This is a genomic window from Pseudomonas sp. GG8 (assembly GCF_052976945.1).
In genome coordinates this window covers 4,147,065-4,162,932 of record NZ_JBRIIP010000001.1, presented here as the reverse complement: position 1 = coordinate 4,162,932, position 15,868 = coordinate 4,147,065, and the positions used below count along the sequence as shown (strand labels likewise).

General features: G+C 56.9%; 12 protein-coding genes. 7 read left to right on the top strand and 5 right to left on the bottom strand.

The genetic code is table 11. The features are described 5' to 3' along the window. Positions 1–202: 202 nt before the first annotated feature. Complete coding sequence (locus ACVBEG_RS20035) at positions 203–1,330, bottom strand: branched-chain amino acid ABC transporter substrate-binding protein (protein ID WP_322181336.1); 1,128 nt, start codon at positions 1,328–1,330, stop codon at positions 203–205. 339 nt (positions 1,331–1,669) lie between these two features. Here ACVBEG_RS20035 and ACVBEG_RS20030 point away from each other — a divergent pair, with 339 nt between their 5' ends. Then, entirely contained in the window at positions 1,670–1,975 is a 306-nt protein-coding gene (locus ACVBEG_RS20030) for a DUF2288 domain-containing protein (RefSeq protein WP_322181334.1), read from the top strand. 214 nt (positions 1,976–2,189) lie between these two features. On the opposite strand, the gene ACVBEG_RS20025 is transcribed toward ACVBEG_RS20030, so the two are convergent. Continuing rightward, complete coding sequence (locus ACVBEG_RS20025; RefSeq protein ID WP_322181332.1) at positions 2,190–4,271, bottom strand: hypothetical protein; 2,082 nt, start codon at positions 4,269–4,271, stop codon at positions 2,190–2,192. A 540-nt stretch (positions 4,272–4,811) separates the two neighbouring features. Here ACVBEG_RS20025 and ACVBEG_RS20020 point away from each other — a divergent pair. Continuing rightward, complete coding sequence (locus ACVBEG_RS20020; protein WP_322217569.1) at positions 4,812–6,188, top strand: spinster family MFS transporter; 1,377 nt, start codon at positions 4,812–4,814, stop codon at positions 6,186–6,188. Between the two features lie 108 nt (positions 6,189–6,296). Here the strand turns inward: ACVBEG_RS20020 and rapA are convergent, their stop codons facing one another. Further along, the gene (gene rapA / locus ACVBEG_RS20015; protein WP_322181328.1) at positions 6,297–9,143 is read right to left on the bottom strand and encodes an RNA polymerase-associated protein RapA; all 2,847 of its coding nucleotides are present in this window, start codon (positions 9,141–9,143) and stop codon (positions 6,297–6,299) included. A 219-nt stretch (positions 9,144–9,362) separates the two neighbouring features. On the opposite strand from rapA, the gene ACVBEG_RS20010 reads away from it, so the two are divergent. From ACVBEG_RS20010 to ccoM, 3 genes are all read left to right on the top strand, one after another. Then, on the top strand, positions 9,363–9,701 hold the full coding sequence (locus ACVBEG_RS20010) for an aspartate-semialdehyde dehydrogenase (protein ID WP_322181326.1): 339 nt from the start codon (positions 9,363–9,365) through the stop codon (positions 9,699–9,701). Positions 9,702–9,787: 86 nt separating this feature from the next. After that, the gene (locus ACVBEG_RS20005) at positions 9,788–10,006 is read left to right on the top strand and encodes a hypothetical protein (RefSeq protein WP_322183160.1); all 219 of its coding nucleotides are present in this window, start codon (positions 9,788–9,790) and stop codon (positions 10,004–10,006) included. Positions 10,007–10,160: 154 nt separating this feature from the next. Beyond that, on the top strand, positions 10,161–10,271 hold the full coding sequence (gene ccoM / locus ACVBEG_RS20000; protein ID WP_322181324.1) for a cytochrome c oxidase subunit CcoM: 111 nt from the start codon (positions 10,161–10,163) through the stop codon (positions 10,269–10,271). A gap of 112 nt (positions 10,272–10,383) precedes the next feature. On the opposite strand, the gene ACVBEG_RS19995 is transcribed toward ccoM, so the two are convergent. Together ACVBEG_RS19995 and ACVBEG_RS19990 are read right to left on the bottom strand one after the other, a co-directional pair. Next, a complete protein-coding gene (locus ACVBEG_RS19995) occupies positions 10,384–10,854 on the bottom strand; it encodes a MaoC family dehydratase (protein WP_447108236.1) in 471 nt (156 codons plus the stop codon). 64 nt (positions 10,855–10,918) lie between these two features. Beyond that, a complete protein-coding gene (locus ACVBEG_RS19990) occupies positions 10,919–11,863 on the bottom strand; it encodes an alpha/beta hydrolase (protein ID WP_322181322.1) in 945 nt (314 codons plus the stop codon). A 201-nt stretch (positions 11,864–12,064) separates the two neighbouring features. Between ACVBEG_RS19990 and fadD2 the strand changes: the two genes are divergently transcribed. Together fadD2 and fadD1 are read left to right on the top strand one after the other, a co-directional pair. Then, a complete protein-coding gene (gene fadD2 / locus ACVBEG_RS19985; RefSeq protein WP_322181320.1) occupies positions 12,065–13,753 on the top strand; it encodes a long-chain-fatty-acid--CoA ligase FadD2 in 1,689 nt (562 codons plus the stop codon). Positions 13,754–14,135: 382 nt separating this feature from the next. Then, a complete protein-coding gene (gene fadD1, locus ACVBEG_RS19980; protein WP_447108235.1) occupies positions 14,136–15,827 on the top strand; it encodes a long-chain-fatty-acid--CoA ligase FadD1 in 1,692 nt (563 codons plus the stop codon). Positions 15,828–15,868: the final 41 nt, after the last annotated feature.

Genomic DNA, 15,868 nt, shown 5'->3' with positions numbered 1-15,868 from the left:
GAGTGTTCCACTGGTGAAGTCGTTTCCCGCTCGCGCGTCGTGGTATTTGTCCACGTTTCACGTGAGCCCAGTGAATCACTGGTGACGGTTTCAAGATTTTCAGGGAGGAAGAGGTGCTATAGCGCAGCGCTCTTCCCGTTACCTTGTAAAACAAAGCCCACTGTGGATGCAGTGGGCTTTGGGTGAGTCACAAGCGTGCCGGTTATTTCAGCGGAGCTTCTGTTTTTGTGCCGTCTTTGTGCCAGGTGTAGACCACGAATTTGAAGTCTTTCAGGTCGCCCTTGCTATCAAAGCTCAGGTCGCCAGTCGGGGTCTTGAAGGTGCCTGCACGGATCGCCGCAGCCACTTTGGCGGTGTCTTCGCTCTTGGCGTTCTTGATGCCGTCTGCGATCACTTCAACCGCTGCGTAAGCCGGGAATACGAACGGGCCGCTTGGGTCTTCTTTCTTCGCCGCAAATGCTTCTACCAGTGCCTTGTTGGAAGGGTCCTGGTCAAAAGATTTAGGCAGGGTCACCAGCAGGCCTTCGGAAGCATCCTGAGCGATCTGGGAGATCGACGCGTTACCCACGCCTTCTGGACCCATGAAGCCGGCTTTCAGGCCTTTCTCTTTCGCCTGACGCAGGATCAGACCCAATTCAGGGTGGTAGCCGCCGTAGTAAACGAAGTCGACATTGGCTTGCTTCATCTTCGCGATCATCGACGAGAAGTCTTTGTCGCCAGCGTTGATGCCTTCGAACAGGGCGACTTTCACGCCTTTGCTTTCGAGGGTTTTCTTCACTGCGGTCGCGATACCTTCACCGTATTGTTGCTTGTCATGGATGACAGCAACGACTTTCGGTTTGACGACATCAGCGATGTAGTTACCGGCCGCCGGGCCTTGGGCGCTGTCCAGACCAATGGTGCGGAAGACCATTTTATAGCCACGTGCGGTGATTTCCGGGCTGGTAGCGGCCGGGGTCACCATGATGATGCCTTCGTCTTCGTAGATGTCCGAAGCCGGTTGAGTCGAGCTGGAGCACAGGTGGCCCACAACGAATTTCACGCCATCGTTGACGACTTTGTTGGCGACCGCGACCGCTTGCTTCGGATCACAGGCATCGTCGTATTCGATAGCTTCGAGTTTCTTGCCGTCAACGCCGCCTTTGGCGTTGATTTGCTCGATGGCCATTTTTGCGCCACTGAACTGCATATCGCCGTATTGGGCAACAGCACCTGTTTTAGGGCCGGCGATACCGATCTTGATGGTATCTGCAGCGAACGAATGGCTGGCAACCCCTGCCAGAACCAATGCGGCAAACAGCTTGGAAATCTGCTTAGTACCCTTAGTCATGATGCTCCACTCTTGTGTTTTAATTTTTATAATCCTGGCGGCCAAAGCTGCAGGACCGGATTAGAAACGCCCGGTCATCCCCCTGGCAACTGTACCGGTACAGTGTAGAGCGCCGGTTTGTCGCTTGAAAAGCTGGCTACTGGGGGGAAAACCGTATGATGTCGCTTAATTGAAAGAAAGATACAGAATCTAACCGGCTTCTTGAGCATGCGAGCTGCACATGTCCGTCCGCACCCCCGATCGTTTCTGAACCTGTCGTGCAATCAACCACTTAAATCTGGGTTTGTCTGTCGAAATTGCGGCGTTATGATTGCGCCGATTTTCTCTTTGGTGAAACCCATGACGAAAGAAGCTAGCACCCTCTATGCCAAACTGCTTGGCGAAACCGCCGCAATCACTTGGAGTGAATTGCAACCATTCTTTGCGAGGGGTGCCCTGTTGTGGGTCGAAGCTCCCTTGGATTTGATCGAAGTGGCGCACGCAGTGGCCGAAAATCAGGCCGATAAAGTGGCTGCCTGGCTTGCTGCGGGGGAGGTCAGCAAGGTGGCTGAATCACGGGCGCTGGATCTTCTTGAGCGCGATCCACCTCTTTGGGCGGTTGTCGTGGCGCCTTGGGTATTGATCCAGGACAGGGCGCAGGTCTGATCTGACGCTCTTTATTGGTGCGCAATGGCTGGCGAGTGGGTAGCTCGGTAACCGAGCGATAAAGGATGGCGAAGTGCCGTAGCGAAAAATCCCATCTGATTTAAGGATTTGGCAGGCATACCGGGTCAAGCCATTTGCCGGCAAGCCTGCCCCCATAAAGCCTGCACAGAAGTGTGCATTCCATTGGGAGAGCAGGCTTGTCAGCGGATTAGGCTCAATGCTCGGTTTTGCCCGTGTGACGGTTAAGCGAAATGACCCGTGTTTTGCCGATGCGGTGACGGTAAATTTCGCGCAGGTATTTGACTGCTTTCTTTACGCTATCGCGGGAGAGGCGGATGTCGTTGATCGAGACGAACTTGGATTTGTCGTCGATCAGCTCGCGGTACTTCTTCTCGTACATCGGTTTGATCGCGTACCAGTTGGTGTCGAGGATCTTCGCCGGGTTTTCGTATTCGTTGAGTAACGCGTCGATGCTCCTTTCGTTGAACTCGTCGTTGACGATGAACTCGATAATGGCGTTGTCCAGTGTGTCGTCGAAACGGTATTCGGTCCGGGCGAAGCAGCGCTTGATGAACGCCACGATCAGCGTCAGGAAGTCATCGGACAGGCAGGGGCTTTTCGCGATCAGGGTGGTCAGCGACAGGTTGGCCGAAGCGCCGATCACCAACGCATAGCGCTTGAGCGTGGTATTGGGAAACAGGCTGTTGAGGTGAGTCTTGAGCCTGTTCAGGTCCATGTAGGACAGTTTGTAGTCCTTGGGTAACGAAACGATTGAGACCACTGACGAGCAATTCTTGAAGAAGTGCAGGTCGTGCAGGGCCGCCGCGTCATAGCCGGAGGCCTTGTACTGCTCCAGCGCCGCGCGATAACGCTTGGACTCGATCGGTAGCAGGCTGATGCCTTCGATGGCCTGGGTTACTTTGTTGAAGTGCGGCAGGTCGATGGAGCGGAAGAACAGGTCGTCGATGTTCAGCCGTGCCGGTTCTTTTTCGAACAGTTTCAACTTGTCCGAACTCGGTGCCGGTGTTTCCGGTACGACGGATTCTGCGTAGGCAATCGCTACGGGCCCGGCCAGACTCATGAACAAGTCGTTGGCATCCAGGCGAATGGTTTCGCCGATGTCGATCCCGGCCCGACGGAAGTAGTTCTGGTCGTAGTCAGTGGTGACCGCCTGCGCCGTCAGAATGTTGAAAATCTGCTGAGAGATGTATTGGTTGGCGTGCCGCTCCATGGCGTTGACGTCGATGTTCTCGATATTGCCGTCATCGCTTTCTTCGGCGTAACGCATGATGTCGTTGGAGATCAGCATCATCGCGTTCCATGGACGAATACGGCCCATGACGCTGGCTTCGCTGCTGTCTTCGTTCTCGAAGTTGTAGGAGAAGTCCCATTCTTCCGCGAGATACTTGCACAGCAGTCGTCCGGCGTTGATGTGCAGGGCTTCGGACATTTCACTGCGGTGGTCGGAAATGTTCGGCAGGATGCAGATGCCGCTGGTGAAAATAGGTTCAAAGACGAAGGAGCGGCCACGCTTGCCGTCGTTTTCACCCATCGGTTTGGTGTCAAACGTCTTGTTCATGTACGAGTACTGCTGTGCCAGGCCGAACTCTGAAGCCATGCCTGAACCGGTGCCACCGCCGGCGCTGAAGATATAGAAATACAGGCGCGACTGGTTGGCCTTGATCCCGCAGGAATCAATCAGGTACGAGTGAATCAGTTTCCAGTCGGTACTGGAGAAGTTTTGCGTGTCTTTGTTCAGGATGATCTTGGCCAGGTACTGACCGAGAATCGGCGCGTTACCAGCGCCGCCCGCATGGACCTCGGACAGGTCCATTATTTTCATTTTGCTGTAGTCATTGATGAAGCCGCCTTTTTCGCCCTTGCGGGAGAAGCGGATGCGCCCGGCGATGTCCTTGTCCAGGTCACCCAGCATCACCAGCGGCTCCACCAGGAATACCGGTTTGGCCGACTTGTTTTGTACCAGGCGCAGGTTGTTACGAATCCAGCGGGCCGGGCTGTAACCTTTCTCGTCTGCCAGACGGTCTTCATTGCTGAACTGGTTAAGGTAGAACTTCCGTGCGTTGTACACCAACTCGGCGACATCCAGCGCAATGTTCGACCCGCAACGACCCAGGCCGATCAGGCACACCGACGGGAACTGTTGGTCGCGGCGCAATTCGTCTTGGTCATCGATGTGAATCGAAGGTGGGAACACGATGTCACGCAGACCGTCCAGATTATCGAGGATACGATCAGTGTCAGTCTCGGTGAAATACAGGTACTGGTGCGCTGGCATTGGCTGCGGACTGTAAACGCCGCGCGGGGCGAGAGGAGCAATAGACGGGAACTCTAATGCCGCGCTGGCCGGATCGTTTTTTTTTGTCATCGTGCGCCATATGCCTGGAAAGGATGGCTGCTCGACTAGTGTTATCGGGCCATCACAGAGAAAGAAATTACGACTTTACAGTGCGTCTTGAGCTTGATCGATAGGGGTTACCCCTAGTGGGTCTAGGGTATTGCGTAGTCTCAAGCACCCAGTAGTCGGCTGAATGCTCGTGGTGACGGTGTACGGTCAGTCGGCAGAGTGCGCAATCGATGCGCTGACGAGGCCGTCAAGGGTCTTGGTCAACAGGTTTTCGGTAGTATTCGCACCCGGTCACCAGGCTGTCGGGTTGGGGTTGGGGGTGTTCTGCGTGCCCTGCCCATTACCCCCTATCAGCGTGACGAATGTTTACAGACAGTTGTGTTTGCGGGTTCTAGATTGGAACTTCCAGGCTCGGCTGCAGCAGGCTTGAAGCTCGTAAGCTCGTTGTCGGTTGGGTGTGTTGAAAGCCAATTGAATAACAATAAAAGAGACGGACCCCACATGCAGAACTCGACCCAAGCGGAGAATGCCTGGCGCATTCTGTTCCTGCTGTTCCTGGCAAATCTGTTCAATTTCTTCGACCGCACCCTTCCGGCGATCATCATCGAGCCAATCCGCATGGAATGGCATCTGAGCGATTTTCAGATCGGCATCATCGGTACCGCATTCACCGTGGTTTATGCCATTGCCGGGCTGCCGTTAGGTCGGATAGCCGACACCGGTTCGCGGCGCAAATTAATGGGCTGGGGCCTGGCGGTGTGGAGCGGGCTGACAGCGGCCAATGGCCTGGTTGGGAGTTTTTGGGCGTTCCTGCTGGTGCGCATGGGCATTGGTATCGGTGAAGCCAGCTACGCACCGGCGGCCAACTCGCTGATCGGGGACCTGTTCCCGGCCCACCGTCGCGGGAGGGCCATGGGTGTTTTCATGCTTGGTCTACCGCTGGGGCTGGTATTGGCGTTCTTCACTACCGGTGCGTTGGTCCAGGCATTCGGCAGTTGGCGCGCGCCGTTCTTCATTGCGGCAGTACCCGGTTTGCTCCTGGCAATCTTCATGTTTTTTATCCGCGAGCCCAAGCGCGGTGCCGCCGAAAGCATGCGGATCTCCGAAGAGAAAATCGACAAGCCGATTCGTCGAGTGTTATCGATTCCTACCTTTGGCTGGCTGGTATTGGCGGGCCTGACGTTCAACTTCGCCACCTACGCCTGCAACTCGTTCATGGTGCCCATGCTGCAGCGCTATTTTTTGTTGCCGTTGCAGGATGCCGCCATGGCGACCGGGCTGATCGTGGGTGTGACGGGGTTGTTCGGCCTGACCCTTGGCGGCTGGGTCGCCGACAAGATCCATCAGCGTGTCGCCAATGGACGCCTGCTGTTTGCCGCCGTCAGCATGCTGGTTGCGGCCATCGCTACGGGGTACGCGCTGCATTCTGGACGCATTGAAATAGGCCTGTTCGTCGGCGTGTTCAGCGTGGGCTGGCTGTTTTCCTACAACTTTTACACATGCGTCTACACGGCGATCCAGGATGTGGTCGAGCCGCGCCTGCGGGCCACCGCCATGGCGTTGTTCTTCGCCGGGTTGTATCTGTTGGGAGGAGGGCTTGGGCCGGTGGTAGTCGGACTGCTGTCCGACTATTTCGCCCATTCGGCGATGTTGTCGGCGGGTGCCGGGGAGATGAGCGAAGTGTTCAAGGCCGATGGCTTGCACGACGCGATGTATCTGATTCCGGTGGCGCTGTTCCTGACGCTGTTGTTCCTACTCCAGGCGTCGCGCTGCTTCGCTCGAGATGCCGAGCGGATGAAAGTGGGAATGGTGGCGGATGAGCCGGATATGCCTGCGGTGACGGCCTGAAACACCCCTTCGGTCTATTCGCGAAGGCGGTGCCAGCTCAATCGCCAGTCATGTGCTTGAACGACAAAGCCCGCATCAGCGGGCTTTGTCGTTCAAGCAGTCAGCAGATCAACCGGCTACCAACACCCGAATCGCTTCCAGACGTAGCGCTGCTTTTTCAAGCATGGCCAGGCCCTGTTCGCGTTGTTTACGCAGCGCGACCAGTTCGCTGTCGCGCACGGTCGGATTGACCGCTTGCAGAGCGGTCAGGCGTGCCAGTTCTTCGTCGGTCTCGGCGGCCAGTCGACGTTGCGCCTCAGCCACGCGCTCGGCGTGTTTCGGCGCGATCTTGGCTTCGCCCGCATTGATCTGCGGGTTGAGCACATCGCGCTGCGCCTGGATGAATTTGTTGGCGCTGGCACGCGGTACGCTTTCCAGCTGCTCGTTCAAGGTCACGAACGAAACACGGCCCGACAGATCGTTGCCATTGGTATCGAGCAAGCAGCGCAATGCCGCTGGAGGCAGGTAGCGACCCAGCTGCAACGAGCGAGGTGCAACCACCTCACTGACGTAGAGCAGTTCCAGCAACACGGTGCCGGGTTTCAGCGCCTTGTTCTTGATCAGCGCTACGGCGGTGTTGCCCATGGAACCGGCCAATACCAAGTCCATGCCGCCCTGGACCATCGGGTGTTCCCACGTGATGAACTGCATGTCTTCACGCGCGAGCGCCTGATTGCGGTCGTAGGTGATGGTCACGCCTTCGTCATCGCCCAGCGGAAAGCTGGCGTCGAGCATTTTTTCGCTTGGCTTGAGGATCAGCGCGTTTTCCGAATGGTCCTCACTGTCGATACCAAAGGCGTCGAACAGGGTTTCCATGTAGATCGGCAGGGTGAACTGATCGTCCTGTTCGAGAATCGCCTCAACCAGCGCCTGACCTTCGCCAGCACCGCCAGAGTTGAGCTCCAGCAATCGGTCGCGACCGCTGTGCAGTTCACCTTCCAGGCGGATGCGTTCCTCGCGTGCCGCGTCGACCAGGGCTTGCCACTCATCGTCATCGCCACTTTCCAGAAGCGGGAGCAGGCGCGGGCCGAATTGGTGTTGCAGAGCGTTACCGGTCGGGCAGGTATTAAGGAAGGCGTTCAGCGCTTCGTGATACCACTGGAACAGACGCTCTTGCGGGCTGGTTTCCAGATACGGTACATGCAGCTCGATGATGTGCTTCTGGCCGATCCGGTCGAGACGACCGATCCGTTGTTCCAGCAAGTCTGGGTGCGCCGGCAGATCGAACAGTACCAGGTGGTGGGCGAACTGGAAGTTGCGGCCTTCGCTACCGATTTCCGAACAGATCAGCACTTGCGCGCCAAACTCTTCATCGGCGAAATACGCTGCGGCGCGATCACGTTCGAGGATGTTCATCCCTTCGTGGAACACGGTGGCGGGGATACCTGAACGCACGCGCAGCGCGTCTTCGAGGTCCATCGCGGTTTCGGCGTGAGCGCAGATCACCAGCACTTTGACGCGCTTGAGCATTTTCAGGGTGTCGATCAACCAGTCGACCCGCGGGTCAAAGCGCCACCAGCGTTCTTCTTCAGTGACGTCTGGCTGCGACTGGAAGCTGACTTCCGGGTACAGGTCGGCATGTTCGCCCACCGGCAATTCCAGGTATTCGGCAGGGCAGGGCAGTGGATACGGGTGCAGTTTTCGCTCCGGAAAGCCTTGCACGGCAGCCCGGGTGTTGCGGAACAGCACGCGGCCGGTGCCATGGCGGTCAAGCAATTCGCGGATCAGGCGTGCACTGGCTTCGGTATCGCCGTCAGCCACCGCGCCCAGCAGGGCTTCGCCTTCGACACCCAGAAATCCGTGGATGGTTTCGTGTGCTTTAGGTGACAGGCGGCCCTGATCGAGCAACTCCTGCACGGCTTCGGCCACAGGGCGATAGTTTTCGCTTTCTGCACGAAACGCGTGCAGGTCATGGAAACGATTCGGATCGAGCAGGCGCAGACGAGCGAAGTGGCTGTCTTGACCCAGTTGTTCCGGGGTGGCGGTCAGCAACAGAACGCCGGGTATGACTTGCGCCAACTGCTCGACCAGTGAGTATTCAGGGCTGGCTTGTTCTTCATGCCAGACCAAGTGGTGAGCTTCGTCGACCACCAGTAAATCCCAGCCAGCGGCAAACAGCGCGTCTTGGGCCTTTTCGTCGTCGACCAGCCACTCCAGCGCGACCAGCGCCAGTTGCGTGTCTTCAAAGGGGTTGCTGGCATCGCTTTCGATAAAGCGCTCGGCGTCGAACAACGCCACTTGCAGGTTGAAACGGCGACGCATCTCCACCAGCCATTGGTGCTGGAGGTTTTCCGGAACCAGGATCAGCACTCGATTGGCGCGGCCAGACAGCAATTGGCGATGGATCACCAGACCGGCTTCGATGGTTTTACCCAGGCCTACTTCGTCTGCCAGCAGAACCCGTGGCGCGATACGGTCAGCGACTTCGCGGGCGATGTGCAATTGGTGAGCAATGGGCTGCGCACGAACGCCGCCCAGGCCCCACAGTGAGGACTGCAACTGGCGGCTGGTGTGCTCGAGTGTGTGGTAACGCAGCGAGAACCAGGCCAGCGGATCGATCTGTCCGGCGAACAAGCGGTCAGAGGCCAAGCGGAACTGAATGAAGTTCGACAGCTGGGTTTCCGGCAGGGTGACAGGTTCATTCTGGGCGTTGAGGCCGTGGTAGACCAGTAAGCCGTCGACGTCGTCGACTTCGCGTACGGTCATCTTCCAGCTTTCGAAGTGCGTGATCACGTCACCTGGCGAAAAGCGCACGCGTGTAAGCGGTGCATTGCGCAGTGCGTACTGGCGGGTATCGCCAGTGGCCGGGTAGAGCACGGTCAACAAGCGGCCGTCTTGCGCCAGAACGGTGCCTAAACCCAGCTCGGCTTCGCTGTCACTAATCCAGCGTTGCCCCGGTTGATACTGCTGCGCCATGCTGCCTGACTCCCGCCGTGAAAAGCCGACTATATTAACGGATCAGGGCGCCCAAACCAAAGCGCCCCGTCAAAACAGCCCGTATTCATTGGATACGGGCCCTCGCACAGGGTCGTGCAAGGCACTTGTGGGCCGGAACATAGTCGAAAGTCTTGCGTCAAGCGGCTCAAGTCGACGAACCGGCAGCCGACAGCTTGCTAATAAGGAGAACAACCACACATGCTGCCACCAATGATTCCGCTGAGTGCAGTGCCAGTCACCTCGCAACTCGACCCCGTCAAGCAAAGGCCGGAAATCCCGCCTGTGGTGCCGGTACAGCCGAGTTCTAACGAAAGCACTATCGACCTGCGCAAACGCGATCCCGAACAGACCGCGATCATGTTGCGTGAAGAGCAGCGGCGTCAGCGCGAACGGCAACGCGGCAAAGGTCATCAGGATGCACAGGAAGAACCGCTGGCCGTTCCGGGCGATTCATTGAACGCCGACAACACTGTGCCAGTGGTGGCGTTGATGGATGATGAGCCAAGGCAGGGCTTATGGGTGGATGTAGAGGTTTGAGTTGTTCGGACGTCTTTCACAGGTTCTCTGCATGCCTGGTCACGCTGAACGGTTTTGTCGTGTAAGAAGGCAGATCACCACTGGTCATGGCCGCCGTCACCCCGCATTATTGGCAGCATCCCCGTAGTCAAGACGTGCAGACCATGAGCGAAGACGACAAATTGATAGACTTGGGCGCTGAACGCGCCAAACGCACGCACGACCTCAATGACAAGCGCCTCAACGAAGTGCGCAAGGCTTTCGAGCAGGCGCTGCCGATGGGCAAAGGCAAGAAAAAGCCCAAGGGCAAACCGAAAAAACCCTGATTGCTGGCTTCCCTCCCTCCTGTTTTTTGACACAGATCAGTTATTAGCGACCTGCCGTGGGCTGTCGCGGTGGCGCTTGATCTGGGTCAATTTCCCCCACCGTCACCTTGGCTAACCTAGCCCTATCGAACAAGGCAGGTCAGGGGAGGCGGTTATGTTTCTCGATAATGTGGTTGTCGCCGGTGTTGTCACCGTGGGCTTGATGGTGTTGTTTTTCGCAGGCCTGGGAGTTTTTATCTGGAAGGACTCGCATAAGCGCAAGTAAGGCTGAGAGTCGTTTCGGTACATGAGCACGCAAGGCACTTTGGGCGACTTCGGTCGCCTTTTTTTCGTTTCGACTTTAGTCGTGCCCGCACCAAAGTGCGGGCGCGGTGACCTCAGCCGATGCTGATAGGCGGCAAGGTCGGCAGGGTGACCGTCTGTTGCTTGCGAGGGGCGAGGATCTCTGCTTCGCCATCAACCACCAGTTCATCCCGCTGGTTGAATACACGGGTAGCGATGCGCACGCGGAATTTTGGCAGCTTTTCCAGAATTTCCAGGCGCACGGTCAGGGTGTCGCCAATTTTCACTGGCTTCTGAAAACTCATTTGCTGACCGATATAAATAGTGCCCGGTCCAGGCAACTCACATGCGACTGCCGCGCTGATCAGTGCGCCGCTGAACATGCCGTGAGCGATACGCTCCTTGAACATGCTTTGGGCAGCGAATTCAGGATCAAGGTGCACCGGGTTGTGATCGCCCGACATCGCAGCGAACAACTGGATATCACGCTCTTCGACAGTTTTTCTGTAGCTCGCGGTCTGGCCGACTTCGAGAGCTTCGTAAGGCGTATTGGTGACTTGAGTCATTGAATAATCCTGTGGCGTGTTGGTTGACGATTTACGTATCGATGTCTTGAAAAAACCGATTCATTCATTCGGTGCGCGGAGGTCGTGGATTGGCCAGAGCGTGCTCCAGCCATGTGAGTAAATCACGAGTGACTTCATCGCGGTTGGTTTCATTGAGCAGTTCGTGCCGCGCCTGTGGGTAAATTTTCAGCTCTACCGCTTGATTGCCCGCCGAAATCAAGGCGTCGGCAAGGTCTTTGAGACGCGTGCCATTGCTGACGGGATCACATTCGCCGCCGACCACCAGCAGGGGTATGCCTGGATCAATCTGTTCAAGGTTCGCCGGTTTGCTGATGTGCTGCAACCCGGCGAGCATGTCGAGCCAGAATTGGTTGGTACAGCGGAAGCCGCATAACGGATCGTTGACGTAGCGGTCGACTTCTTGCGGATCGCGGCTGAGCCAGTCGAACGCCGTACGCATGGGTTTGAACGCTTTATTGAACGAACCGAATGATAGCCATTCGATCAACGCACTGCGCCCGGTTGGCCCTTGGCGCCAGCACTCCAACCAGGCGATCAGGCGGGCGCTGCGATAAAGCGAAACCGGCTGAAAGTTCGACCCGCTGAGAATCGCGCCTTGCAGGCCGGCGCTGTGTAGCAACAGATACGCCAGGGCAATATAGCTGCCCATGCTGTGGCCCATCAGGAATACCGGCAGGTCGGGATGCGTCTGGGCGATGTACTGCCTCAGACAGGCCAGATCACCCACCACTTTGTTCCAGCCGTTTTTATCGGCGTAGTGCCCAAGCACGCCGTGGGCGGCGGTTTTACCATGCCCCCGCTGATCAGGGACGTAGAGCTCGAAACCCGCGGCAGTCAAGGCTGTGCCGAACCGCTCATAGCGAGCGCTGTGCTCGGCCATTCCATGCGACAGCATCACCACTGCCCTGGGCGTGACAGATGGCTGCCAATGACTGACGTAGAGGCGACTGTGATCGTGGGTATCAAGCCAGAAAGCATCATGACTCATGGCGATTCCTTATGCCCTGCGTGACCGACTGTTTGCAGTGTATAGCGCATCGACAAATTGCAGACCGACCAGCAGTAAGATTCACGTTGTTGATGACGCACTGCGCGCTATTTGCCTTGTGGGTGTTAGCTGCTAACGTCCGGCAAGCCCCGCTTTTAATGCAGCGGGCCAGACACACTCAGGTAAAAGGACAAAAAAACAATGCAACCTGAATTCTGGAACGACAAACGGCCCGCAGGCGTGCTCTCTGAGGTGGACCTCGGCGCTTACAGGTCAGTGAACGAGGTGTTCGAGCGCTGCTGCAAGACGTTCGCTGATCGCCCGGCTTTCAGCAATATGGGGGTAACCCTCACTTACGCCGAGCTGGAACGTTACTCGGCGGCGTTCACCGCCTACGTGCAAACACAGACTGACCTGCAGCCGGGTGATCGCATCGCGGTGCAAATGCCCAACCTGCTGCAATACCCGATTGCGGTGTTTGGCGCGTTGCGTGCCGGCCTGATCGTGGTCAACACCAACCCACTGTACACCGCTCGCGAAATGCGCCATCAGTTCAAGGACTCAGGTGCCCGTGCACTGGTCTACCTGAATATTTTCGGCAAGCTGGTGCAGGACGTTCTGCCTGACACCGATATCCAGTACCTGATCGAAGTAAAAATGGGCGATATGCAGCCTGCGGCCAAAGGCTGGTTGGTCAATACCCTGGTCGACAAAGTAAAAAAGATGGTCCCTGCGTTCAGCCTGCCGCAGGCCGTCCCGTTCAAGAGCGTATTGAAGCTGGGGCGCGGCCATCATTTGCAAGGGGTCAAGGTCAGCAGTGACGATATTGCGGTGCTGCAATACACCGGTGGCACCACCGGTTTGCCCAAAGGCGCGATGCTCACCCATGGCAATCTGGTGGCGAACATGCAGCAGGTTTATGCCTGCATGTCGCAGCATGGCCCGGACGGCAGCCAACTTTTCAAACAGGGCAGCGAAGTGATGATCGCGCCGTTGCCGCTTTATCACATCTATGCCTTCACCGCGAACTGCATGTGCATGATGGTCAGCGGCAACCATAACGTACTGATCACCAACCCACGGGACATCGGCGGCTTCATCAAGGAGCTGAAAAAATGGCGCTTCTCGGCGTTGTTGGGGCTGAACACATTGTTCGTGGCCTTGATGGAGCACCCTGATTTCAAAAGCCTGGACTTCTCTAACCTCAAACTCACCAACTCCGGAGGCACCGCGCTGGTCAAGGCCACGGCCGAACGCTGGCAGCAACTTACCGGTTGCCGAATTGTTGAAGGTTACGGCTTGACCGAAACCTCCCCGGTGGCCTGTACCAACCCATACGGCGATCAGGCGCGGCTGGGCACGGTGGGGATTCCTGTCCCCGGTACGGCGTTGAAAATTATCGATGACAACGGGGTCGAGCTGGCGATTGGAGAGCGTGGCGAACTGTGCATCCAGGGCCCGCAGGTGATGAAGGGGTATTGGCAGCGACCTGAGGCCACCGACGAGGTGCTGGATGCTGACGGCTGGTTGAAGACCGGCGACATCGCGGTCATTGATCCGGACGGCTTTGTACGCATCGTCGACCGCAAGAAAGACATGATCATCGTCTCCGGCTTCAACGTGTACCCCAATGAAATCGAAGATGTCGTCATGGCACACCCCCAGGTCGCCAGTTGTGCGGTGATCGGCGTGCCGGACGATCGCTCGGGCGAAGCGGTGAAGCTGTTCGTGGTGGCGCGGGAGTCGGGCGTGAGTGTTGAAGAACTCAAGGCCTACTGCAAAGAAAACTTCACCGCCTACAAAGTGCCCAAACACATCGTGCTGCGCGACTCATTGCCGATGACCCCTGTGGGCAAAATCCTGCGCCGTGAGTTGCGTGATATTGCCTGAGACATTAGTCCCGTAAAGCGGTGTGCCAGACACATCGACATCGCGAATAAACTCGCGCCCACAGGTTATTCACAAATCTGTGGGCGCGAATTTATTGGCGAGCGGTTTGACGCGGAATACCTGAAATACCGCCATCGCGGTGTCCCTGACACTCCGGTTCTCGCTGAATAGTATCTTTGCTCTAAATGTGACCTGAGCATATTAAAAAGTCACAATTGTGACTATATGGGCCGCTATTGGCTCTAGTCGACCCATGGCAAAGCTGCTACTCTCGGCCCGCTTTTTGCCCCATTGGCAAGCAAAAAAGCCCGCAACAAAACACAAAAAAATAATCGCATTCAAGCGGTGTGTAGAATTCGCTGTCGCTGAGGAGTCGGCTTCCATGATCGAAAATTTCTGGAAGGATAAATATCCGTCTGGCATTGCTGCCGATATCAATCCTGACGAGTATCCAAATATTCAGGCGGTATTGAAGCAGTCTTGTGAGCGTTTCGCCAATAAACCGGCTTTCAGCAACCTGGGCAAGACCCTCACTTACGGTGAGCTGTATGAATTATCGGGTGCGTTTGCTGCTTATCTGCAGCAGCACACCAACCTGCAACCGGGCGACCGTATCGCCGTGCAGTTGCCCAATTTGCTGCAGTACCCGATCGCTGTGTTTGGAGCTATCCGCGCCGGCTTGATCGTGGTCAACACCAACCCGCTGTACACCGCGCGGGAGATGGAACATCAGTTCAACGACTCTGGCGCGAAGGCGCTGGTGTGCCTGGCGAACATGGCGCACCTGGCCGAAAAAGTGGTGCCCAAGACCCAGGTTCAGTACGTCATCGTTACCGAAGTGGCGGATATGCTGTCACCGCTCAAGCGTCTGCTGATCAACAGCGTGATCAAGTACGTGAAGAAAATGGTCCCGGCGTATCACTTGCCCAAGGCGATCAAACTCAACGATGTGCTGAGCAAGGGCCGTGGTCAGCCGGTGAAGGACGCTTCGCCTGTCAGTAGCGACGTCGCAGTGTTGCAGTACACCGGCGGCACCACAGGTGTGGCCAAGGGTGCCATGCTGACCCACCGCAACCTGATCGCCAACATGCTGCAATGCAAGGCGCTGATGGGCTCCAACCTGCATGAAGGGTGCGAGATTCTGATCACGCCGCTGCCGCTGTATCACATCTATGCCTTCACCTTTCACTGCATGTCGATGATGCTGATCGGCAACCACAACATCCTGATCAGCAACCCGCGCGACCTGCCGGCGATGGTCAAGGAGCTGTCGAAGTGGAAGTTCAGTGGTTTTGTCGGCCTCAACACCTTGTTTGTGGCGCTGTGCAATAACGAAGCGTTCCGCAAACTCGACTTCTCTGCCTTGAAAGTCACCCTGTCCGGCGGCATGGCCCTGCAATTGGCCGCCGCCGAGCGCTGGGAAGCAGTGACCGGCTGCGCAATCTGCGAAGGTTACGGCATGACCGAAACCAGCCCGGTGGCCACGGTCAATCCGATCCAGAAGATACAGGTGGGCACCATCGGTATTCCGGTGCCATCCACGTTGTGCCGGGTGATCGACGACGAAGGCAATGAGTTGCCGTTGGGCGGGGTCGGTGAGTTGTGTGTCAAAGGCCCGCAAGTCATGAAGGGCTACTGGCACAATCAGGAAGCCACCGATGAAATGCTCGACGCCGAGGGCTGGTTGAAAACCGGCGACATCGCGATCATCCAGCCAGACGGTTACTTGCGCATTGTCGATCGCAAGAAAGACATGATTCTGATCTCCGGTTTCAACGTCTACCCCAACGAACTGGAAGACGTGCTGGTGATGTTGCCCGGCGTCCTGCAGTGCGCCGCCATCGGTATCCCTGACGAAAAATCTGGTGAGGCGATCAAGCTGTTCATCGTCGTCAAGCCGGGTGTGACCCTGACCAAAGACCAGGTCATGGAACACATGCGTGCCAATGTCACGGGCTATAAAGTGCCGAAGTCGGTCGAATTTCGCAACGCGTTGCCGACCACCAACGTCGGCAAGATCCTGCGCCGGGAACTGCGTGATGAAGAACTGAAAAAACTCGGGCTGAAAAAATAAGCCAGGCAGCGCTACACCCCAAGCCCCGCCGATGCGGGGCT

Bases quoted from the DNA above. Each gene is read 5' to 3' on its own strand.
- rapA (WP_322181328.1), bottom strand. From the start codon at position 9,143: ATGGCGCAGCAGTATCAACCGGGGCAACGCTGGATTAGTGACAGCGAA.
- ccoM (WP_322181324.1), top strand. From the start codon at position 10,161: ATGTTTCTCGATAATGTGGTTGTCGCCGGTGTTGTCACCGTGGGCTTG.
- fadD1 (WP_447108235.1), top strand. From the start codon at position 14,136: ATGATCGAAAATTTCTGGAAGGATAAATATCCGTCTGGCATTGCTGCC.
- ACVBEG_RS20035 (WP_322181336.1), bottom strand. From the start codon at position 1,330: ATGACTAAGGGTACTAAGCAGATTTCCAAGCTGTTTGCCGCATTGGTT.
- ACVBEG_RS19995 (WP_447108236.1), bottom strand. From the start codon at position 10,854: ATGACTCAAGTCACCAATACGCCTTACGAAGCTCTCGAAGTCGGCCAG.
- ACVBEG_RS20025 (WP_322181332.1), bottom strand. From the start codon at position 4,271: ATGCCAGCGCACCAGTACCTGTATTTCACCGAGACTGACACTGATCGT.
- ACVBEG_RS20030 (WP_322181334.1), top strand. From the start codon at position 1,670: ATGACGAAAGAAGCTAGCACCCTCTATGCCAAACTGCTTGGCGAAACC.
- ACVBEG_RS20010 (WP_322181326.1), top strand. From the start codon at position 9,363: ATGCTGCCACCAATGATTCCGCTGAGTGCAGTGCCAGTCACCTCGCAA.
- ACVBEG_RS20005 (WP_322183160.1), top strand. From the start codon at position 9,788: ATGGCCGCCGTCACCCCGCATTATTGGCAGCATCCCCGTAGTCAAGAC.
- ACVBEG_RS19990 (WP_322181322.1), bottom strand. From the start codon at position 11,863: ATGAGTCATGATGCTTTCTGGCTTGATACCCACGATCACAGTCGCCTC.
- fadD2 (WP_322181320.1), top strand. From the start codon at position 12,065: ATGCAACCTGAATTCTGGAACGACAAACGGCCCGCAGGCGTGCTCTCT.